The sequence below is a fragment of the Sphingobium baderi genome, assembly GCF_001456115.1.
Taxonomy (GTDB): domain Bacteria; phylum Pseudomonadota; class Alphaproteobacteria; order Sphingomonadales; family Sphingomonadaceae; genus Sphingobium; species Sphingobium baderi_A.
On sequence record NZ_CP013264.1, the window covers coordinates 2,186,366 to 2,207,028 of the forward strand.

Sequence of the window (20,663 nt, forward strand, 5' to 3'; positions counted from 1 at the left end):
TTTCTCCCTCCTCCAGCTTCGCCTAACTCGCTGCGCGAGCAAGGCTTCATATCCTCCCTTTCCCCTGCGGGAGAAGGGAACAGGAACGTTCCTACCTGATCGCTAATGGCCGTTGGCCGCGGGTCATTTGCAAATAATGATCGCTTTCTCAAAACCAGAAGCGCATGCCCGTCACCAGCCTCACGGCGCGGGGATGGTCGCCCTCTGCCCGCATTTCCGCCGCTTCCGTGCCATAGACACCGCGCCATTCCACGCCGACATAGGGGGTGAAACGCGGCTCGATCATATAATGGAGCCGTGCCCCCAGCTCCGCTTCCCGCAGCACTTTCCCCTGTCCCGCGAATTTCAGTTCCGCACGGGGCGTCAGGATCAGCCGCTGCGTCAGGCGCATGTCGTGGCTGGCTTCCACCCGCGCGAACAGGTCGCCCTTGTCCGACAGGAAAGCGGCCGCCTCCACCTTGAACCAATAGGGCGCCAGTCCTTCGATCCCGATCACGGCATAGCTGCGCGCGGGCGTGGGGCGAATATCCTGCCGGATGCCAGCCTGAAGATTGAACCATGGGTCGAGCGCGTGGGACCAGAGCGCCTGCACCTCGGCGCTGTCGAGGCGGCGGCCCCGGCTTCCTTCACCCTCCGTCTTGATGGTGAGCCGGTCCGTGTCCCCGCCGAACCATGCTTCGCCCGCCCAGCGATATCCGTCGCGCCCCTTGCCCATCTGCGCTTCGAGCTGGTCTATCAGGATCATGCTGTGCGCCATTCCGCCATTTTCGTGGGCAAGCAGAGCGCGGGCACGTTTCATGGCATCGGGTTCAAAGATCCCGTCCGCGGCATGATCCGCCGGAATGGGTGGCGCGGAGGCTGGTGCGCTTTCCATGGAATGACCCATGCCATGATGCGCGCCATGGCCTTCGTCGGCCTGTGGAGGTGTTGGATGGGCAGGCCGCGCTTCCATCGAAGGCATGGCGTGACCGGCATGATGATCATGCTCCTGCGCTATGGCGGGCGCGGTGAGGAGCAGCAGCGGCAGAAAAGCGATCTTCATGCCTCATCCTCCCGCACGGTCACTATGCGGAACATGCCGGAATGCATGTGGAGCAGCATATGGCAGTGAAAGGCCCAGTCGCCCGGCGCGTCGGCGGTCAGATCGAAACTCAGCTTGCCGCCGGGCAGCACATTGACCGTATGCTTGCGCGGTTTCGCGGTTTCGTCGCCTCCCGTCACCAGTTCGAAAAAATGGCCGTGCAGATGGATGGGGTGCGGCATCATCGTGTCGTTGATGAGCGTCACGCGCGCACGCTCCCCCAGCCGAAAAGGGATAGGGTCCGCGCCGTCGCTATATTTAACGCCGTCGAAGGACCACATGTAACGTTCCATATTGGCTGTCAGATGCAGTTCGATTTCCCGCGCGGGCGGTCGCGTATCGGGATTGGGCAGGGCAGCCACCAGGTCGCGATAAGTCAGGACGCGGTGGGAAACATGCTCCAGTCCCGTGGGCCGGTCGCCTGAACGATCCACCGGCATCGGAGAGAGGCTCGCGACGCCGGGACCGAGCGGCACTTGCGGGGCGACCGAAGGATCGCGCATCTTCATCGAACCATGATCCATGGGAGCAGAGGAGGCAGGCATGGAATGGTTCATCCCCTCATGACCCATGGCGGTATGGTCCATCCCGCCGTGGCTCATCCCGCCATGATCCATTCCCATATCGCGCATCGTCAGCAACGGGCGTTCCCGCATGGCCGGAATGTCCGCCACCATCCCCATTTGCGGGGCGAGCGTGGCGCGGCATTGGCCGGATCGGTCGATAGCCTCCGCCACGAAGCCATAGGCCCGATGCTCCTGCGGCTGGACAAGGACATCATAGGTTTCGGCAATGGCGATCTGGAATTCGTCGGTCTCCACCGGACGCACATCCTGCCCATCCGCTTGCACCACCGTCATGGGCAGGCCGGGCAGGCGGATGTTGAAATTCGTCATCGCCGATGCGTTGACGATACGGAGCCGAACCGTTTCGCCGGGCGTGAACAGGCCGGTCCAGTTGGCCCCGTTGTCATGCCCGTTGATGAGGTAGCTGTAAGCCGCGCCCGTCACATCGGAAATATCGGTCGGGTCCATCCGCATCGCGGCCCAGTCCAGCCGTTCCCCAAGCGGCTGGCCGCGTCCCTCCAGCAGGCCCGCCACGGTCTGCCGCTGCCGGTTATAATAGCCCCCCATCTGCTTCAGCCGCCGCAGCAGGATATGCGGATGCGTGAAGCTCCAGTCGGAGAGGACGAGAATATGCTCGCGATCCGCTGTCACCCCGTTGCCATGGGCTGGGTCTATGACGATGGCGCCATAGAGGCCCATTGCTTCCTGCATGTTGGAATGGCTGTGATACCAATAGGTGCCCGCCTGCCGGACCGGGAAATCATAGGTGAAGGTTTCGCCAGGTCCGATCCCCGGAAAGCTGATCCCCGGTACACCGTCATATTGGAACGGGACCAGCAGGCCATGCCAATGGATGGAGCTGTCCTCGTCCAGCGTGTTGGTGACGGCGATGCGAACATTCTGGCCCTCGCGCAGGCGGATGAGCGGTGCGGGAAAGGCGTCGTTCACCGTCACGGCATGGCCCTGCCTGTCGCCTAGCGCAAAGGGGCTATGGCCGATGCTGAGCGCTATGTCCTCGCCCGATAATGTGCCGCCTTGGCCCGGCAGGATGCCATGGCTTCCGCTGCGTGCCCATGCGGGCGAAAGGGCGGGGAGCAGCAAGCCGGCGGCGGTGGCGCGGATAAGGGTGCGGCGATCCAGATGGGACGAAAGGTTCATGCCTTCCTTTACGCGCCGTCCGTCTCCACCCCTCCCATTTTTTTCCTGAGCGCGGCCCGGGCGCGATAGAGCCGCATTTCGACCGCCTTCGTCGAAAGGCCGAGCAGGGCGGCGGCTTCCTCCTGCATCATGCCTTCGATGGCGCAGAGGATGAGCGGCTCCTTGAGCGAAGCGGGCAGGTCGGAAAGGGCAGCCATGGCGCGCGCCAGCATCTGCCTGTCCGCTGCCTGCCGGTCGATGGCGGGCGCCGGATCGGCTATGTCCAGTGCCTCATCCATCGGTCGGGCGCGCAGGAAGAAGGCGCGCACGGCATTGCGGCGGGCGCGATCCCGGCATTTGTTGAGTGCGATCCGCAGCAGCCATGGGCGGAACGGCTTTGCGGAGTCATAGCGGCGAAGGGCGTCGAAAGCGGCGATGAAACTGGACTGCACGATGTCCATCGCGTCATTTTCCCCGCCATGGGCGTGGGCGAGGCGATAGACGGCTTCGCGGTGCCGGGCCATCAATCCGGCATAGCCCGCTTCATCGCCCGCGAGTGCGCGCGTAGCAAGATTTGCGTCTGTCGGATCGGCGATGGCCACGAAATTCAACGCGCCGGAGATGTTAAAGCCCGCTCCACGGCGGCATCATAGCGAGCCACCTGATCCGGCTTCAGGATCGCGCGCATGGCAAAGACGTGCTCGATCGTTTCCTTCTGCAATGTGCCCATCACATGATGGATGCGGTCGACCGCGCCCGAGACGGCCGGGCCGTAAGCCTTGTCGCGGCGAATAGCCTCCGCCAACGCGACATTGTCCGCCTTCATTTCCCTTTCCAGCGCTGTCTTGCGCGCGGCAAAGGCGCGGTTGAGCGCATCGAGGCGCGCCTTCTGCCCCGCGTCGAGTGCCAGCTCATCATAGAGCAGCGCATGGAGAACTGTTTCGGAAGCAGGCGCGGGTTTCGTCAGAGCGCGCCCCGCCAGCACACCCGCCAGAGCGGCAAGGAAGGCGACCAGCAGACTGATCAGGATCAACCGGACGGCGCTCATGCGTCCGGGGCCAGCAATGTGGAAGGCGCCAGTTCCAGTGAAGGCGCAATGACCAGGGCACTGTTTTCCCGATCCGGCACCCAGGCTCCGGCTCCACCCGCAGACAAGGCCACCAGCGCTATCGCGCCCAGAAGCCGGCGCTGCGCCCGCGCGTCGCGGTGATGGCGAAGCCCTGCCATCACATTCCCCTCCATATCGGCGAGAGCAGCCGGGACAGCGCCGTGTCCCGCGCGCTTCAGTATTTCGTCAAAGGGCTCCATCCTGCTTCTCCTTCACCCTGCATTACGCGCCGTCCACGCCCGGCCCTCATCGATATTTGGCGGAACAAGACATTTCGCGGCTCGTTGGAAGTCTATCCTGTTATGGAAAAGGACGCTCTCCATGATCAAGCTCGCGCTTATCTCCCTCGTCATTGCCGCTGTTCTGGCCCTGCTGGGCTTTGGCGGCGCGGCGGGCACGTTTGTTGGCATCGCCAAGATCCTATTCGGTATTGCGATCGTGCTGTTCCTGATTTTCCTCGTGCTCGGCATCATGGCTGGCAAGGGCGTCAAGGACGCTATAGACTGACTTCATGAATGGACATGACGCTGGAGTGGACGAAACCGGACGCCTGATAAGGGATGCGGCCGGCTTTCTGCTCCAGCGAGATGCCGGCGGGACTTACAGGCTGGTGCTGTTGCGCGTGCCGGTGGATCATGTCGAAAAGCGTGTGAGGATCAGGGGGTGGCGCGTCGGCGATGATGTCGTCGAAGTGGAAGGCGTCGCAGCCGCCTGAGCATGGTTCCAAGCTTCCCAGAACCATCTCTGATAAACGCGGCGCTGGAAAGCGCCGGTCGACCCATTATTCAGGCAACGGGCTGAGGAAGAGAACAAGCCCCGTCTGCATGATGCCCGTTAATGAAGCGGGGCGCATAACCGATGCCATGCACTCCATCGAGGGGAAGCGCGGTATCGCAGCGGGCACATTGCGCCATCATGCGGCCGATGATCCAATGGCGCTGGCCACAAGCGGGACAGTGGTTTGTTTCCCCCGGATGATAAAGCAGCGCATATCCGCGCCGAAATCGGGACATGGGAGAACATACGGGCTCAGGCATGGGCATAAACTCCGTTCGTCGTGCAGGAAGAACGGGCCGCAGGCACCAAGGTTCCCAATTCCCTGGGCTCCATTTTCGATCACCGATGCGCGAAACAACGGATTTGCCGTCAAGGCGCGGATTCGCGCTTTGTCCATTTGACTCCGGGGCGACAGGCGCTATGGCGCTGCTGCATCGGGACATACCCGCTTCGACCATCGGTTGGGGCGCATTCGTCCACCTTTCCCGTCGGCGGTTTTCGCTGTTCGGTGATGCTTTGGTGGAACCGCGTCATCCTCCCGCCGCATGGCCGTGGCACTTGCGAGGAGACGCACGACTCATGACCGCCATCGGACAGGACACACTTGGCACGCGCGATACTTTGAAGGTCGGCGGCAAGGACATCGCCTATTATTCGCTGAAGAAGGCCGCAGCCCGGCTGGGCGACGTTTCGCGCCTGCCTTTCTCGATGAAGGTGCTGCTGGAAAACCTGCTCCGCTTCGAGGATGGCGTGACCGTCACGGTGGAGGATATCCAGGCCATCGTGGACTGGCAGAAGGATCGTAGGTCGGAACGTGAAATCCAGTATCGTCCCGCCCGCGTGCTGATGCAGGACTTTACCGGCGTTCCCTGCGTCGTCGACCTCGCCGCCATGCGCGATGCGATGAACAATCTGGGCGCCGACGCCAGCAAGATCAATCCGCAGGTGCCTGTGCACCTCGTCATCGATCACTCGGTGATGGTGGACGAATTCGGCACGCCGCAGGCGTTCGAGGACAATGTCGAGCTGGAATATCAGCGGAACATGGAACGCTATGACTTCCTGAAATGGGGTTCCAAGTCGCTCAACAATTTCAAGGTCGTTCCTCCCGGCACCGGCATCTGCCATCAGGTCAACCTGGAAAATATCGCGCAGGCCGTCTGGTCGTCGGTCGATGCCGATGGCAACATTGTCGCCTATCCGGACACCTGCGTTGGCACGGATAGCCACACCACCATGATCAACGGCCTCGGCGTGCTTGGCTGGGGTGTCGGTGGGATCGAGGCCGAAGCCGCGATGCTGGGCCAGCCTGTCTCCATGCTCATCCCCGAAGTCGTCGGCTTCAAGCTGACCGGCACGCTGGGCGAAGGCATCACCGCCACCGATCTGGTGTTGACCGCCACACAGATGCTGCGCGCCAAGGGCGTCGTCGGCCGTTTCGTCGAATATTTCGGCCCCGGCCTTGCTTCGCTGAGCCTTGCCGACCGTGCCACGCTGGCCAACATGGCGCCGGAATATGGCGCGACCTGCGGCTTCTTCGGCATTGACGACAAGACGCTGGATTACATGCGCCTCACCGGTCGCAGCGAAGAGAATATCGCGCTGGTCGAAGCCTATGCCAAGGAGCAGGGCTTCTGGCTCGACGCGTCGGTCGATCCGGTCTTCACCGACATTCTCGAACTGGACATGAGCACCGTCGTCCCGTCGCTCGCCGGTCCCAAGCGCCCGCAGGACAAGGTGATCCTGACGCAGGTCGATAACGTGTTCAACGCCGACCTCGAAAAGCTCTACAAGAAGGCCGCGCCCGCCCGCGTCGCTGTCGAAGGCCGGACCCATGACATCGGCGACGGCGACGTGGTCATCGCCGCGATCACGAGCTGCACCAACACGTCGAACCCCGGCGTCCTCGTCGCCGCCGGCCTCGTCGCCAAGAAGGCGGTCGAAAAGGGCCTGAAGCCCAAGCCCTGGGTCAAGACCTCGCTCGCCCCCGGTTCGCAGGTCGTCACCGATTATCTGGAGAAGGCTGGTCTCCAGTCCTATCTCGATCAGGTCGGCTTCAACCTTGTCGGCTATGGCTGCACCACTTGCATCGGCAATTCCGGCCCGCTCGCCGAGCCGATCAGCAAGGCGATCAACGGCAACGACATCGTCGCCGCGTCGGTTCTGTCGGGCAATCGCAACTTCGAAGGTCGCGTGTCGCCCGACGTGCGCGCCAACTTCCTCGCATCGCCGCCGCTGGTCGTCGCCTATGCGCTGAAGGGCACCGTCACCACCGACTTCGTCGCAACCCCGATCGGTCAGGGCAGCGACGGTCAGGACGTCTATCTCAAGGACATCTGGCCCACCAATGACGAAGTTCGCTCCGTCATGGATGGCGCGCTGACCCGCAATATGTTCGAAAGCCGTTATGCGACCGTCTTTACCGGCGACGCCCGCTGGCAGGCGATCAACGTCACGGGATCGGACACCTATAGCTGGCGCGCGGGTTCGACCTATGTCGCCAACCCGCCCTATTTCGAAGGGCTGACCATGACCCCGGCGCCCGTCACCGACATCGTGGACGCCAAGCCACTCGCGATTTTCGGCGATTCGATCACTACCGACCATATTTCTCCGGCCGGTTCGATCAAGGCCAGCAGCCCGGCGGGCAAGTGGCTCTCCGAGCATCAGGTCGCGCAGGCCGACTTCAACAGCTACGGCGCGCGCCGTGGTCATCATGAAGTCATGATGCGCGGTACCTTCGCCAATATCCGCATCAAGAACCTGATGCTGGACGGCGTCGAAGGCGGCATGACCCGCTATGAGGGCGAAATCATGCCCATTTACGACGCGGCGATGAAGCATAAGGCCGACGGCACGCCGCTGGTCGTCATCGGTGGCAAGGAATATGGCACCGGCTCGTCGCGCGACTGGGCCGCGAAGGGCACCAACCTGCTGGGCGTCCGATCGGTCATCGTCGAGAGCTTCGAGCGTATCCACCGCTCGAACCTGGTCGGCATGGGCGTGCTGCCGCTCCAGTTCAAGGATGGCCAGAACAAGGATACGCTGGGCCTGACGGGCGATGAAACCTTTACCATCACGGGCGTCGCTGGCCTCAAGCCGCGTCAGGACGTGGACGTGAAGGTGACGCGCGCCGACGGTTCGACCTTCACCTTCACCGCGCTTTGCCGCATCGATACCGTTAACGAACTGGATTATTTCCTGAACGGCGGCATCCTGCAATATGTGCTTCGCAAGCTCGCCGCCTGATCGCGGCATGTGCTGATATGGAAAGGCCCTTTCCGCTGGAGGGGGCCTTTTTTCTTGGAGTGAAGCTCAGGTTATCAGGCCATTTGCGCCCGCAAAATGTCCTGTCCTGTGCGATGGATGCGACGTTAAGTTGCGCGGCTTCTACGCCCTTTCCGCCGAAAGAAGGATTTTGGTCCGGACAAGATTGGCTCTGTAGCCAATCGAGGGCCTTTGCGCTTATGCGATGCGACGATGAAGAAAGCGCTTATCGTTCGTCATGTGCCGCGTGAAGGAGCGGCAGGATATCTTCAGCCGATCGAGGCCGCAGGCTATCATATAGAACGGGTGGACGTGGCAAATCCCGATTTTGCCGGCGTTGATCTTTGCGAGCCTGATCTGCTTATCATGATGGGCGGCCCGATGGGCGTTTATGAGCAGGACGCGCATCCCTGGATTCCCTTGCAGATAGCCAAGCTGGCGCAGAGGCTGGGACGCGACCGGCCGACGCTGGGTGTTTGCCTGGGCAGCCAGATGATAGCCGCCGCCATGGGCGCGCCGGTCTATCCCGGCGGGACCATGGAAATCGGCTTCGCGCCCATCGCTCTAAATATGGCGGGCACCGATTCCCCCATCCGGCATCTGGAGGATGTGCCGGTGCTGCATTGGCATAGCGACACGTTCGACCTGCCGCAGGGCGTGGAATTGCTGGCATCGACCCGGCACTATGCCCATCAGGCGTTTCGGCGGGGGGGCAATGTGCTGGCGCTGCAATTCCATGCGGAGATGGGAGAAGATGCCCGATTCGAAGATTGGCTGACCCATTTCTGGGCTGATCTCGATATGGCGGGACAATGCGGCATTGCCTTGCGCGATGATCATGACAGGCATGGGCCGGGCGCCGTGGCCGCGGGGCGTGCGATGATCGCCGAATGGCTCGGCAATATCCGGCTAGATTAAGCGTACGCCAGATGCGAAATCAGAATTCGTAATCCAATTCTTCGACTTCATCCGGTTCCCGCCGTGCTTCGTCAATCCATTCGCGCATCAGATCCCAACCGTTGATGGTCCTGCAATAGGCGGCCGATGCGGGGGAAAGCGTAACGGCGTAGGTCAGGAAACGCTCGGCCACTGGCGCAAACATGGCGTCGGCCACCGTCGGCTTCTGTCCAAATAGCCAGGGGCCGCCATAGCTGCCCAGACATTCCGACCATATGGCTTCGATCCGCTCAATATCCGGCCTGGCGCCTGGAAATACAGGGAATTTGTCGTGCCGAACCTTCAGATTCATCGGCAGCGCCGACCGCAGATTGGAAAAGCCCGAATGAATCTCTCCCGACACCGACCGGCAATGGGCGCGGGCGATTCGTTCGGCGGGATAGAGTCCAGCCTGCGGATAAAGCTCATGCAGATATTCCGCGATGGCCAGGGTGTCCCAAACGCTCGCGCCTTCATGCGTGAGGCGCGGAACCAGCACCGATGGGGAAAGAAGCAGCAGTTCCGCCCTGTTTTCAGGGTCGTCGAGGGCGATCATCCGCTCAATGATTTGCAGGCCCGCCAGACGGCACAGGAGCCATCCGCGCAACGACCAGGAGGAATAATTTTTGCTCGATAGGGTAAGTTCCGCGATCGCCATGACGTTTTCCCCGTAGAGAAAGGCTTCCAATTGCGTATGATGCAGTGCACCATGAAACGTCGGAAAAGCGTTTTACGCAAGGCCGAATCGGCATGGCAGTAAAAAAGGCGCAGCGGGGAACAATGCGAATGCTCTATACAGGCTATCAGGCTTGGAACGATATGCTGGCCCCCTCGCGTTGGGGTGCAAGGCTGGCGCTGGGAATGAAGGATAGTCTCGGCTCGTTCGCCGACTTACCTGCCCCTCGCCGTCTTTTCGCCCTGATGGACGTGTTTGAAGGCGCGAAACTCACGCACAAGCGCCCTTCCTACGACATCAAGACCGTAAGCAGCGGCAACGCCGACGTCGCGGTGAGGGAGGAAGTCGTGCTGGAGATGCCGTTTGGCGATCTTCTGCATTTTGCCAAGGACGATGTGGTGACGGCCCAGCCCAAGGTGCTCGTGGTCGCGCCGATGTCAGGTCATTTTTCCACCCTGCTCCGCAGCACGCTGACGACATTGCTGCGCGATCACGATGTCTACATAACGGATTGGAAGAATGCGCGCGACGTGCCGCTTAGCGCCGGCGCCTTCGGTTTCGATGATTATGTCGATTATGTGATCAGCTTTTTCCAGGAGCTCGGCCCCGGCGCGCATTTATTGTCCGTGTGCCAGCCTTGCGTGCCGGCATTGGCCGCTGTGGCGTTGATGGCGGAGGACAAGGATCCCTCGACGCCTCGCTCCATGACGTTGATGGCCGGTCCCATCGATACGCGCATGCAGCCCACCGTGGTTAATGAGCTGGCGCAGGACAAGCCGATCGGCTGGTTCGAACGGAATCTGATTTCGGTTGTCCCGTTCCGTTTTACGGGGCGCGGGCGGGAAGTCTATCCGGGCTTTCTGCAACTCGCGGCCTTTGTCTCCATGAATCTGGGGCGGCATGGCGCGCAGCATCGTGAGCTTTATCAACTCCTTGCCGATGGGAAGGATGACGAAGCGCAGCATATCAAGGATTTCTACGAGGAATATTTCGCCGTCCTGGATATGACGAAGGAATTCTACATCGAAACCATCGAGCGCGTGTTTCAGCGAACCTTGCTGGCGAAGGGAGAATTGATGCACCGCGACCGGCTGGTCAATCCCGGCGCCATACGCAAGACCGCATTGCTGACCGTAGAGGGGGAGAGGGATGATGTTTGCGGAATCGGTCAGACTTCTGCCGCTCATGGTCTTTGCACGGGACTGCGCCCCCATTTGAAACGCCATCACCTTCAGACCGGCGTGGGCCATTATGGCGTATTTTCAGGCAGTAAATGGGAAAAGCTCGTCTACCCCCAAGTGCGGAACATGATTCTGGCGATGAACTGACAAGCGAGGATGCTTAGCTTTCCGGTCTCGTCCATATCCACATTCCCCCGATCAAGGCAGCGGCCAGAGGCACGAGAAACCAGGGGAAGGGCGAAAATAACAGCGCCAGTATTGCGCTGAAAAGAAAAGCGGCCAGTGCGGCCTTTTTTCCTCGGCGACTGATCGCGCCACGCTCGCGCCAGCGTCGGATGTGCGGGCCGAAATGGCGATGCTCCAGCAGGCGGGCTTCAAGCGAAGGGCTGGATCGCGCGAAGCAGAACGCGGCGAGGATCATGAAGGGAACTGTGGGCAGCAAAGGCAGGAAGGCGCCGATGGCCCCAAGGCCCAGAGACAGGAAACCCGCAAGAAGATAGAAAGTCCGGCGCATCAGGCCATGGGCAGCCGCAAACGGACGAGCAGGCCGCCTAGGTCATCGCTTTCCTCCATCGCGACGGACCCGCCGTAGATTTCGGCCACATCGCGCACGATGGCAAGGCCAAGGCCGGTGCCGGGCTTGCCTGAATCGAGCCGCACGCCACGGTCGAAGATACGGATGCGATCAGCCTCTGGAATACCGGCGCCGTCATCTTCGACCAATATCTCGACCATGCTCTCTTTTTTCTCGACGGTCGCGAAAACGCTGCCCCCGCCATATTTTGCGGCATTTTCGATGAGATTGCCGAGCATTTCATCCAGATCCTGCCGTTCCACGCGGACGGCCACAAGCTTGTCGCCGCTCATGTCGATGCGTGCTTCGGGATAAAGGCGCTGGACCGCCCGTTCGACCGCCTGAAGACTGGTCCATACTTCAGCCCGGCTCTGCGCGGCGCCGCGCCGTCCCACGGCCCTGGCGCGGGCGAGATGGTGATCGACCTGCCGCCGCATCGTGGTCGCTTCGCGAATCACCGTGTCGCCAAGGTCCGGCGATTGCGCGGTCGCGGCGTTCATGATGACCGTCAGCGGCGTTTTGAGCGCATGGGCAAGGTTGCCCGCATGGGTCCGTGCCTCCTCCGCCTGCCGCTCATTATGCGCGAGTAGCGCATTGAGTTCTTCGACCATCGGCAGCACTTCGGCGGGCATCGGCTCCGTCACGCGATTTTTCTCTCCGCCCCGCATCCGAACGATCTCATGCCGAACCCTGCGAAGAGGGCGCAGGCCATAGATGGTCTGGAATGTCGTCAGCACGATCAAGCCGAGAGCGAGCAGGGCGAAGCTCTGAAACAGGGTTGAGCGCAGTGTATGTATCTGCCTGTCCAGTCCTTCGCGGGCCGCCGCGACCATGAACATCCAGCGGGTATTCGATCCCGGCAGAATGACGGTCCGCTCCATGATCCGCAAATCCTCTCCGGGAAACTGCTTGCTGTCATAGGTGTGGAAATTCTGGTCGGCATGTCCGTCAGGCACCTTGAGGGCGCGGTCCCACAGGGAACGGGATCGCCAGTCCTCATGCTCTTTCGCGCTGATCTGGTAGTAAAGGCCGCTATTGGGTTCGAGGAACCGCTGGTCGGCCAAAGGCCGGTTGAACAGCACTTCACCATCGGGACCGATTTCGGCCGATGCGATCATGGCGGTCAGCACATAGTTAAGGCCATCGTCGAAATTGCGCGTGATCGCGTCCGTCAGGACACGGTCCAGCGCGACGCCGCCGCCCAGTAACAGGACGCTGATCCACAACGCCGCGACGCCGATCATGCGTCGGCTGAGCGATCCGGTGGAGCGCACAGTGGAGGGCGAGTTGGCGTCCATCATCCCCGTTCACGCGAAGCCGAGGCAATGGGCCGCGCTCGCCCCGTCCTTCGACTTCGCATGGCGCGAACGGGGGAGGGAGGAAGAGAGATTATACGGGTTCGTCCAGACTGTAGCCAAGGCCCCGGATGGTGGTGATGACGTCCGCGCCCAGCTTCTTGCGGATGCGCGTCACGAACACTTCGATGGTGTTGGAATCGCGGTCGAAATCCTGATCGTAAATATGTTCGATCAGTTCGGTGCGGCTCACGACCTTGCCCTTGTGATGGAGCAGGTAGGACAGGAGCTTATATTCCTGCGCGGTCAGCTTCACTGGCTCGCCCTTCAGCGTCACCTTGCCCGACCGCGTGTCAAGCCGCACGTCGCCCGCCGTCAGTTCGCTCGACGCATTGCCCGAAGCGCGGCGGATCAATGCGCGCAGACGGGCGATCAGTTCCTCGCTCTGAAACGGCTTGGCCAGATAGTCGTCCGCGCCCGCGTCGAGACCCGCCACCTTGTCCGACCAGCTATCGCGCGCGGTCAGCACCAGGACCGGAAAGCCGCGGCCTTCCTTGCGCCAGCGGTCCAGCACCGTCAGCCCGTCGATGGTCGGCAGGCCCAGGTCCAGCACCACGGCGTCGTAATTTTCCGTCGATCCCAGAAAATGACCGTCTTCGCCATCATCCGCCAGATCCACGGCGTAGCCTGCGCCTTCGAGCGTATTGCGGAGCTGTTGCCCCAGGCTGGGTTCATCCTCGACGATCAGCAGACGCATATGGCCCCGTTCTTGTTTTGATGTTTCCGTGGCGGACGCCTAGCGCGCCCAGCCCGTTATATCGCCTGTGCGACCCTCCGCATCAACCCATACGACCTTGCCATTCTTAACATATTTCAGGCGATAGCGGTTGGAAGAGGGATTGAACTCGCTTCCCAGATAGGTCGCATCGCCGACAGCAGCGTCGACCCGGCGCTTGATGAGGGAAAATGGCATGACCTGCCCGTCCAGCATCGCTCGCCGCGCGGCATCCTGTTCGTCGCGCCGGTTCCCGGCGTCGGCCATGGGCGTCATCGCCATGAGGGCGCTCAGGGCGCCCAGACCGGCGATCAGGCTTTTCCTCTTCATCGTCATGACCATGGCATAGGCCAATGCCATTGAACAGCCGGTGAATGGTTGCGCGGTTCCGACAGGATGCCAGCGCGGCCATGTGCCGCGCTGGCCAAATTGTCAGTTCTCAGCGTTCCAGCGCGTATTGCACCGTCAGCGTCACCGACGATCCTACCTGTCCCGGTTCCACCGGCGTGGGAACGTCTGACGCCGCCTCTGTCTTGAAGCGGGCCGACTGCATCATCGGCATGGGCGGATTGCCGCCGCTGTTGCCTTCCGAGATGGAGACAAGACGCGCCGAACGGAAACCGGCGGCCTGCGCGTAGAAATCGGCCTGCGACTTGGCGCTCTTGAGCGCGGTGGCGCGTGCCTGCGTCAGCATCGGTGCGGGATCGTCGATGGAGAAGCTGGGGCCATTGATGTTGGTGGCGCCCGCCTTCACCATGGTGTCGAGCAGCGACCCGACGCGCTTCACGTCGCGCAGCTTGACGCTGAGCTGGTTCGACGCTTCATAACCCAGGAAGCGCGGGCCGGAATTGTCGCCCTCACGATTGCTGTAGTCATATTGGGCGTTCAGGTTGATGCCGCTGGTCTGGAGGTCCTTGCGGGCGATCCCCGCCTTGGTCAGCGCACCGATCAGGCTATCCATCTTTGCCGCATTGTCAGTCATGGCCTGCTGAGCGGTGGGCGCGCGGGTCTGAACGCCGGTGCCGACCGTCGCGATGTCGGGCGCGGCTTGAACGGTTTCGGTGACGTTCAGCGTGACGACCGGCGCCGTCTCGGCGATGGTGACGCTGGTCTGGGCGATGGCCGCTACGGGAAGCGCGGCGACGCCGAGCGCCATCAGGGCGAGGGCGGATTTCATGGGCTTTTCTCCTCTAAAAGCGATGCAGGCCTTTTGTATCGGCTGCGATGAATGGACGCTGACATGCGTTGAAAGCCGTCAGACAGATTTGGGTTCCATGCGCCTCTTGCCCGAAAGCGCGTGAAGCCCTAGCTGCACCGGCATGGCAGCACCGATCCTCTCCTTCGAAAATCTGGGCCTTTCGCAGGGCACCCACTGGTTGTTCCGCAATATCGACATTTTCGTAGGCGAGCGGGACCGGCTGGCGCTGATCGGCCGCAATGGCGCCGGCAAGACGACATTACTCAAGCTGCTGGGCGGCCAGATCGAAGCGGATGAGGGCACCCGTTCCGCCCGCCCCGGCGCGCGCATCATCATGCTGGAACAGGACCCGGACGTCAGCGCCTTCAAGACGCTGCGCGATTTTGCGCTGGCTGGCCAATATGCGCCGCCCGCACATGAGGTGGAGGCGATTGCAAGCCAACTCGGCATCGACCTCAGCCGTGAAGCTGCGACCGCATCGGGTGGCGAACGCCGCCGCGCCGCCATAGCCCGCGCATTGGCGAGCGAGCCGGACCTGTTGCTGCTCGACGAACCGACCAACCATCTGGATATTGCAGCGATTGACTGGATCGAAGGGTGGCTGGGCCGTTATTCCGGCGCGTTCATTGTCATCAGCCATGACCGCGCCTTCCTGACGCGCCTGACACGCCAGACGCTTTGGCTGGATCGCGGGGCGCTCCGTCGCAACGAGATCGGCTTCGGCGGGTTCGAGGACTGGATGGAAGCGATCTATGCGGAAGAAACCCGCGCCGCCGAAAAGCTGGATGCCAAGCTGAAGCTGGAAGCGCATTGGCTCCAGCGCGGCGTCACTGCGCGGCGCAAGCGCAATCAGGGCCGTCTTGCGAAACTGCATGAAATGCGTGCCCAGCGCGCGGCGATGGTCGGGCCGCAGGGTGTCGCGAAGATCGCGGCCGCCAGCGACGACAGCAAGACGAAAAGCGTCATTTCCGCCGAGCATGTCACCAAGAATTTCGGCGATCGGGCGATCATCAGGGACTTTTCGCTCCGCATCCAGCGCGGCGATCGCATCGGTATCGTTGGCGGCAACGGTGCGGGCAAGACAACCCTGCTCAAGCTGTTGACGGGTGAACTGGCGCCCGACAGCGGCTCGGTGACGCTGGCGAGGACGCTGGACATGATCTTCATCGACCAGCAGCGCAGCCTGATGCAGCCCGACAAGCGTGTGCGCGATGTTCTGGCCGAAGGGGGCGACTGGATCGACGTGCGCGGCGTTCGCAAGCATGTTCACGGCTATCTCAAGGATTTCCTTTTCGATCCTTCGCTGGCGGAGGCGAAGGTCGGCACGCTTTCGGGTGGGGAACGATCCCGCCTGCTGTTCGCGCGGGAATTTGCGCGGGAATCCAACCTACTGGTGCTGGACGAACCGACCAACGACCTTGACCTGGAAACGCTGGATCTGCTTCAGGAAGTCATCGCGGATTATGACGGCACGGTGCTGATCGTCAGCCACGACCGTGACTTCCTCGACCGCACGGTGACGGTGACGCTGGGTCTTGACGGCTCCGGCCATGTCGACGTGATCGTCGGCGGCTATGCGGATTGGGTGGCCAAGCGGCAGCCGCGCAGCGCGCCAAAGGAAAAGAAGGCTCCCGTTTCCGCTCCCCCGCCCAAGCCCGCCTCGGCCAAGCTCAGTTACAAGGATCAACGCGACCTTGACCTGTTGCCCCGGCGTATCGAGGAACTGGAAGCGGCCATTGCGCGTGATGAGGATGCGCTCCACGACCCCAATCTCTACGCCCGCGATCCGAAGAAATTCGACGCGTTGACCAAGGCTGTCGAGCAGGCGCGCGCCGACAAGGACGCTGCCGAAGAACGGTGGCTGGAACTTGCCGAAAAGGCTGAAGGGTTAACCGCCTGAACTTGCGTTGCGACAGGCATCTGATAGCGACGGGCGGACGCGAACAGGGAGGCAGGTCGCATGATGGCTGGTCATCAGGCACAATTGTCGAAAGGTGAGGCGGGAGAGGCCGTAGCGCCCCCGCGGCCGCATCATGCGGTTCACTATGTCAATCGCATCGGCTGGCTGCGCGCCGCCGTGCTGGGCGCCAATGACGGCATCGTGTCCACCGCCAGCCTGCTGACGGGCGTCGCGGCGTCCGGCGCATCGCGTGAGGCGATTCTGCTGTCCGGCGTCGCGGCTCTGTTCGCGGGCGCGATGTCCATGGCGGCGGGCGAATATGTGTCGGTCAGCGCCCAGTCCGATACGGAGCGTGCCGATCTCGCCAAGGAAAGCCACGCCATCGCCCAGCAGCCAGAAGAGGAGTGGGCGGAACTGCGCGACATCTATGTCGAACGCGGCCTTTCCCCCGATCTGGCGGCGCAGGTGGCGGATCAGTTGATGGCGGCCGATCCGCTTGGCGCCCATGCGCGCGATGAACTCGGTATTTCGGAGGTGACTACGGCGCGCCCTGTGCAGGCCGCGCTGACCTCAGCCGCGACCTTCTCCGCCGGAGCGATTGCGCCTGTGATGGCGGCGGTGGCTGGCCCGGCATCCCATGCTATCATGACCGTTGCGGTGATTTCTCTGCTTTGCCTTGCCTTGCTGGGCTATATCGGCGCGCGGCTGGGCGGGGGAAAGGTGTGGCCCTCCGTCATCAGGGTCGTTTTCTGGGGTGTGCTGGCGATGGCGGTCACCACAGGTGTCGGCAGGCTTTTCAGCGCCGCTTTATGATGGCATGATCCACGCCGATCCCATTTCCAAGGAGATAGTCATGTCCGCGATTCAGCAAATTCCATTGAAAACCATCAAGGGCGCCGATGCCAGCCTGGGCGACTATGCCGGAAAGGTCGTGCTGGCCGTCAATGTCGCCTCCAAATGCGGGTTGACGCCCCAATATGAAGGGCTGGAAAAGCTCTATGGCGACTATAAGGACAAGGGATTGGTCGTCGCCGGTTTCCCCGCCAATGACTTTGGCGCCCAGGAGCCCGGCAGCAATGACGATATCGCGACCTTCTGCACGACCAATTTCGGCGTGGATTTCCCCATGTTCGAAAAGATCGTCGTGACAGGCCCGGAAAAGCACCCCCTCTATGCCGCGCTGACGAACGCCCGGCCCAAGGCGCAGGGCGACGGGGATTCCTTCCGTGAAAAGCTGAAGGGTTATGGCATGACGCCCAACCCCGAACCGGAGGTGTTGTGGAATTTCGAAAAATTCGTGATCGCCAAGGACGGCTCCGTCGCTGCGCGCTTCGCTCCGACCACCGCGCCCGACGATCCCGAACTGGTCGCCACGATCGAGGCTGAACTGGCGAAGTGATTCCCGGAGCCGCTGTTTGGGGGCGTGCGCCGGCCTTGTCGGTTGTCGCTGGTCCAGAACAGCGGCTCCATGAATGTCTAAGCGCCGATATGCTGCGTTAACATGCTATCGCCCGGCTTGATTTCGCCGGGCGGTGCAATGGTTGGCAGCGGCCGCCGCGATCAGGCCTGATTGAGCTTTCCATGCTGCCATCGCCCGTCAACTTTACGCCGCAGGTCGGCACGGTGCTGGAAATATTGAGCATCGTCGGCACCTTCGTCTTTGCGGCATCGGGTGCGCTCGCTGCCGCGCGTCTGCGTCAGACACTTGTGACCTTTGCCTTTTTCGCACTGGTGACGGGCGTTGGGGGCGGGACGGTGCGTGATCTTCTGATCGATGCTCCGGTTTTCTGGGTGCATGACGCTGCGCCGGCCATCACCTGCATGATTGCGGCTCTGCTCATCTGGATGACGCCGCGTTCTTTCTGGAGCGATCGCGCGCTCGATTGGCTGGATGCCGTCGGCCTTGCGGCCTTTGCCGTATTCGGGGCGGCCAAGGCGATGAGCTTTGGTATTCCGCCCTTTGTCGCGGGGATGATGGGCGTGGTCACAGGTTGCGTGGGCGGCATCATGCGTGACCTTCTGGCGGGGGAGCCTTCCATCCTGCTGCGTCCCGAACTTTATGTGACGGCCGCTGCCGTTTCCTCCGGCTTGTTTGTGCTGCTGCGCTGGTTTGGGCTGGAAGTGCCGATCGCCAGCGTGATCGCTGCTCTGCTGGGTTTCCTGCTTCGCGCGTTGGCGATCCGGCGGGGGTTGGGACTGCCTGTTTATAAGGGCATCAGCCGGGAATAACGGCCCCTGCCGGGCAGTCCCCGAACTTCCTAGCGCCAGAGCGTCGCGAGCATTGCAAGCAGCCCCCGCTCATCCGCGCCGTTCGCCGGGCGTGGAGCGCCATAGCCCCGACATTCCAGGCAATCGGCCCTTATGCCGGCGCCGCTGACGAGGGCCTTCACGTCGCTGATCGCCTGCATGGCCCAATGGCGCTGGAGCACGGCCTGCCTTGCCAGCATGTCTCGGGAATTGCCCTTGTCATCCTCCTCGCGCTCGACGATGGACTGGACGAACTGGGCAAATTTGTCCGGCTCCTTCTCGATCCGATAGGCGCGCGTCTTGGCCGGGTCCACCTTCGCCAGCCGCGCCGCTTCGGCAATGGCGTCTTCCAAGCCGCCGAAACGGTCCACCAGGCCGATCTGCCGGGCCGTCCCACCGTCCCACACCCGCCCTTGCGCGATGGCGTCGATCTGCTGGGGCGTTTTGCGCCGTGCCTCAGCGACCAGCCCCACGAAGCGGCCGTAAATATCCTCGACCCCCATCTGCATGATCCGGTCAAATTCCGGGGTCGTGCCGCCCGCAAAATCAGGCTGCCCCGAAAGCGGCGTGGTCCGCACGCCGTCCGTGGTGATGCCCATCTTCGCCAGCGTGCCTTCAAAACTCGGCAGGATGCCGAATACGCCGATCGATCCGGTGATCGTGTCCGGCTCTGCAAAGATCATATTGGCGGGCGTCGAAACCCAATAGCCGCCGCTGGCCGCGACATTCCCCATGGATACCACCACAGGCAGCCCCTGCGATTTCGCCGTCATGATGGCTTCGCGAATCTTTTCCGACGCCATGACCGATCCGCCCGGCGAATCGACCCGGACCACCAGCGCCTTCAAATCCTTTTCCGCCAAAGCCTTGTAGAGCAGGCTGGAAACCGTATCGCCCGCCGCCGTGCCCGGACCGGCTTCTCCATCCACAATCTCGCCCGCGATGGTGAGCACGCCGATCTGCCCGTCATTGGCAGGTTTGCGCGCCCTCACATAGGTTGCAAGATCAATACTGGCGAAGGCGCCTGCCTGCTGTTCCGAAGATGCGCCGGCGACTTTTGCGACTCGTTCGCCAAAGGCTATCTCGTTACCCAGCCTGTCCACCAGACCGGCATTTTCCGCCGCCTTGGCCAGATTGCCGCCCGTCGCCTGCGCCGCCGCAGCCGGATCGCCGACATAGGCGGTCAGCTTCGCCTTGGGCCGGGCCTTGGCCACTTCCTCCTGCCAGTTCTGCCACAGCGCATCGGCCAGTGCCTGATTGGCCTGCTTGGCTTCCGGCGACTGATCGGTGCGGACGAAGGGTTCGACGAAACTCTTATAGGTGCCGACGCGATAGACATGGGTGTTGATGCCCAGTTTGTCGATCAGGCCCTTGTAGTAAAGCGCCGACCCGCCGCGTCCCATGATGGCGACGCCGCCCAGCGGATCGACCCATGTTTCGCTGGCATGGGCGGCAAGCTGATAGCTGTCGTCGCTGTAGATGGTGGCGAAGGCGAAGACCGGCTTCCTCGCCGCGCGCACCCCATCCAGCGCCTTGCCGACCCGCGCCAGCGCCACCTGTCCGCCACCCACGAAACCGTCGAGATTGAGCACGACGGCTTTGACCTTGCCATCATCCTTCGCGGCTTCCAGCGCCGTCACGATGTCGGAAAGGCGATATTCCTTCATGCGCGTGCCCGAACCGGACAGCAGGGCCATGGGATCGGCTTCGGCGGGCTGTTCGACGATGGTGCCATCCAGATCCAGCACCAGCGCCCCGGAATTTACGCTTGCGGCGGGCTTGGGCGACCAGGACAGCGCCGCATAGAGCAGGCCGAAGAACAGCAGCAGGAACAGCAGTACCAGACCGTCCTTGATCGCGACCAAAATGCGCCACGCGCCTTTTACGAATGCCAAGTTGCCGGTTCCTTTTTCAGCCTCGCTTCAGGGCTATCCTATCGCCCGAC

The 20,663-nt window shown here is 62.2% G+C and carries 21 protein-coding genes; 9 read left to right on the forward strand and 12 right to left on the reverse strand.

What is annotated here, in order from left to right:
- Nucleotides 1-148: 148 nt before the first annotated feature.
- The 5 genes from ATN00_RS10800 to ATN00_RS10820 are packed head-to-tail and all read right to left on the reverse strand — an operon-like array spanning nt 149 to nt 4,092.
- Nucleotides 149-1,042 carry a copper resistance protein B gene (locus ATN00_RS10800; protein WP_062064579.1) on the reverse strand — a complete coding sequence of 298 codons (894 nt, stop codon included), beginning with the start codon at nt 1,040-1,042 and terminating at the stop codon, nt 149-151.
- Nucleotides 1,039-2,805: a copper resistance system multicopper oxidase gene (locus ATN00_RS10805; protein ID WP_062064581.1), complete on the reverse strand. Its 1,767-nt coding sequence runs from the start codon at nt 2,803-2,805 to the stop codon at nt 1,039-1,041. Before ATN00_RS10805 ends, ATN00_RS10800 begins: the two co-directional genes overlap by 4 nt.
- An 8-nt stretch (nt 2,806-2,813) precedes the next feature.
- Entirely contained in the window at nt 2,814-3,386 is a 573-nt protein-coding gene (locus ATN00_RS10810) for an RNA polymerase sigma factor (protein WP_062068681.1), read from the reverse strand.
- A gap of 5 nt (nt 3,387-3,391) precedes the next feature.
- Complete coding sequence (locus ATN00_RS10815) at nt 3,392-3,832, reverse strand: Spy/CpxP family protein refolding chaperone (protein WP_062064583.1); 441 nt, start codon at nt 3,830-3,832, stop codon at nt 3,392-3,394.
- Entirely contained in the window at nt 3,829-4,092 is a 264-nt protein-coding gene (locus ATN00_RS10820; RefSeq protein ID WP_062064585.1) for a hypothetical protein, read from the reverse strand. The genes ATN00_RS10815 and ATN00_RS10820 overlap by 4 nt, the downstream gene beginning before the upstream one ends.
- A gap of 121 nt (nt 4,093-4,213) precedes the next feature.
- On the opposite strand from ATN00_RS10820, the gene ATN00_RS10825 reads away from it, so the two are divergent.
- The 4 genes from ATN00_RS10825 to ATN00_RS10840 all read left to right on the forward strand — a co-directional run bounded on the left by ATN00_RS10825 (nt 4,214) and on the right by ATN00_RS10840 (nt 8,854).
- The gene (locus tag ATN00_RS10825; RefSeq protein ID WP_062064587.1) at nt 4,214-4,399 is read left to right on the forward strand and encodes a DUF1328 domain-containing protein; all 186 of its coding nucleotides are present in this window, start codon (nt 4,214-4,216) and stop codon (nt 4,397-4,399) included.
- A 4-nt stretch (nt 4,400-4,403) separates the two neighbouring features.
- Nucleotides 4,404-4,607 carry a DUF5818 domain-containing protein gene (locus ATN00_RS10830; protein WP_062064588.1) on the forward strand — a complete coding sequence of 68 codons (204 nt, stop codon included), beginning with the start codon at nt 4,404-4,406 and terminating at the stop codon, nt 4,605-4,607.
- Between the two features lie 641 nt (nt 4,608-5,248).
- The gene (acnA, locus tag ATN00_RS10835; protein ID WP_062068683.1) at nt 5,249-7,918 is read left to right on the forward strand and encodes an aconitate hydratase AcnA; all 2,670 of its coding nucleotides are present in this window, start codon (nt 5,249-5,251) and stop codon (nt 7,916-7,918) included.
- A gap of 231 nt (nt 7,919-8,149) precedes the next feature.
- Complete coding sequence (locus ATN00_RS10840) at nt 8,150-8,854, forward strand: glutamine amidotransferase (RefSeq protein WP_062064590.1); 705 nt, start codon at nt 8,150-8,152, stop codon at nt 8,852-8,854.
- A gap of 19 nt (nt 8,855-8,873) precedes the next feature.
- Here the strand turns inward: ATN00_RS10840 and ATN00_RS10845 are convergent, their stop codons facing one another.
- A complete protein-coding gene (locus tag ATN00_RS10845; RefSeq protein WP_062064592.1) occupies nt 8,874-9,530 on the reverse strand; it encodes a glutathione S-transferase in 657 nt (218 codons plus the stop codon).
- A 122-nt stretch (nt 9,531-9,652) separates the two neighbouring features.
- Between ATN00_RS10845 and ATN00_RS10850 the strand changes: the two genes are divergently transcribed.
- Complete coding sequence (locus ATN00_RS10850; RefSeq protein WP_062064594.1) at nt 9,653-10,876, forward strand: polyhydroxyalkanoate depolymerase; 1,224 nt, start codon at nt 9,653-9,655, stop codon at nt 10,874-10,876.
- Nucleotides 10,877-10,889: 13 nt separating this feature from the next.
- Here ATN00_RS10850 and ATN00_RS10855 read toward each other — a convergent pair whose 3' ends face one another.
- The 5 genes from ATN00_RS10855 to ATN00_RS10875 all read right to left on the reverse strand — a co-directional run bounded on the left by ATN00_RS10855 (nt 10,890) and on the right by ATN00_RS10875 (nt 14,550).
- The gene (locus ATN00_RS10855) at nt 10,890-11,243 is read right to left on the reverse strand and encodes a YbaN family protein (RefSeq protein WP_062064595.1); all 354 of its coding nucleotides are present in this window, start codon (nt 11,241-11,243) and stop codon (nt 10,890-10,892) included.
- The gene (locus ATN00_RS10860; protein ID WP_062064598.1) at nt 11,243-12,547 is read right to left on the reverse strand and encodes a sensor histidine kinase; all 1,305 of its coding nucleotides are present in this window, start codon (nt 12,545-12,547) and stop codon (nt 11,243-11,245) included. Before ATN00_RS10860 ends, ATN00_RS10855 begins: the two co-directional genes overlap by 1 nt.
- A gap of 145 nt (nt 12,548-12,692) precedes the next feature.
- On the reverse strand, nt 12,693-13,355 hold the full coding sequence (locus ATN00_RS10865; RefSeq protein WP_062064599.1) for a response regulator transcription factor: 663 nt from the start codon (nt 13,353-13,355) through the stop codon (nt 12,693-12,695).
- Between the two features lie 39 nt (nt 13,356-13,394).
- Complete coding sequence (locus ATN00_RS10870) at nt 13,395-13,733, reverse strand: hypothetical protein (RefSeq protein WP_062064601.1); 339 nt, start codon at nt 13,731-13,733, stop codon at nt 13,395-13,397.
- Nucleotides 13,734-13,812: 79 nt separating this feature from the next.
- Entirely contained in the window at nt 13,813-14,550 is a 738-nt protein-coding gene (locus tag ATN00_RS10875; RefSeq protein WP_062064603.1) for an SIMPL domain-containing protein, read from the reverse strand.
- Nucleotides 14,551-14,692: 142 nt separating this feature from the next.
- On the opposite strand from ATN00_RS10875, the gene ATN00_RS10880 reads away from it, so the two are divergent.
- From ATN00_RS10880 to ATN00_RS10895, 4 genes are all read left to right on the forward strand, one after another.
- Complete coding sequence (locus ATN00_RS10880) at nt 14,693-16,471, forward strand: ABC-F family ATP-binding cassette domain-containing protein (protein WP_062064605.1); 1,779 nt, start codon at nt 14,693-14,695, stop codon at nt 16,469-16,471.
- Between the two features lie 63 nt (nt 16,472-16,534).
- Complete coding sequence (locus tag ATN00_RS10885; RefSeq protein WP_082635325.1) at nt 16,535-17,284, forward strand: VIT1/CCC1 transporter family protein; 750 nt, start codon at nt 16,535-16,537, stop codon at nt 17,282-17,284.
- Nucleotides 17,285-17,324: 40 nt separating this feature from the next.
- Nucleotides 17,325-17,870: a glutathione peroxidase gene (locus tag ATN00_RS10890; RefSeq protein ID WP_062068687.1), complete on the forward strand. Its 546-nt coding sequence runs from the start codon at nt 17,325-17,327 to the stop codon at nt 17,868-17,870.
- 182 nt (nt 17,871-18,052) lie between these two features.
- Nucleotides 18,053-18,700: a trimeric intracellular cation channel family protein gene (locus tag ATN00_RS10895; protein WP_062064607.1), complete on the forward strand. Its 648-nt coding sequence runs from the start codon at nt 18,053-18,055 to the stop codon at nt 18,698-18,700.
- 29 nt (nt 18,701-18,729) lie between these two features.
- Here the strand turns inward: ATN00_RS10895 and sppA are convergent, their stop codons facing one another.
- Nucleotides 18,730-20,613, reverse strand: a complete 1,884-nt coding sequence (gene sppA, locus ATN00_RS10900) for a signal peptide peptidase SppA (protein ID WP_062064609.1) — start codon at nt 20,611-20,613, stop codon at nt 18,730-18,732.
- Between the last annotated feature and the right edge of the window lie 50 nt (nt 20,614-20,663).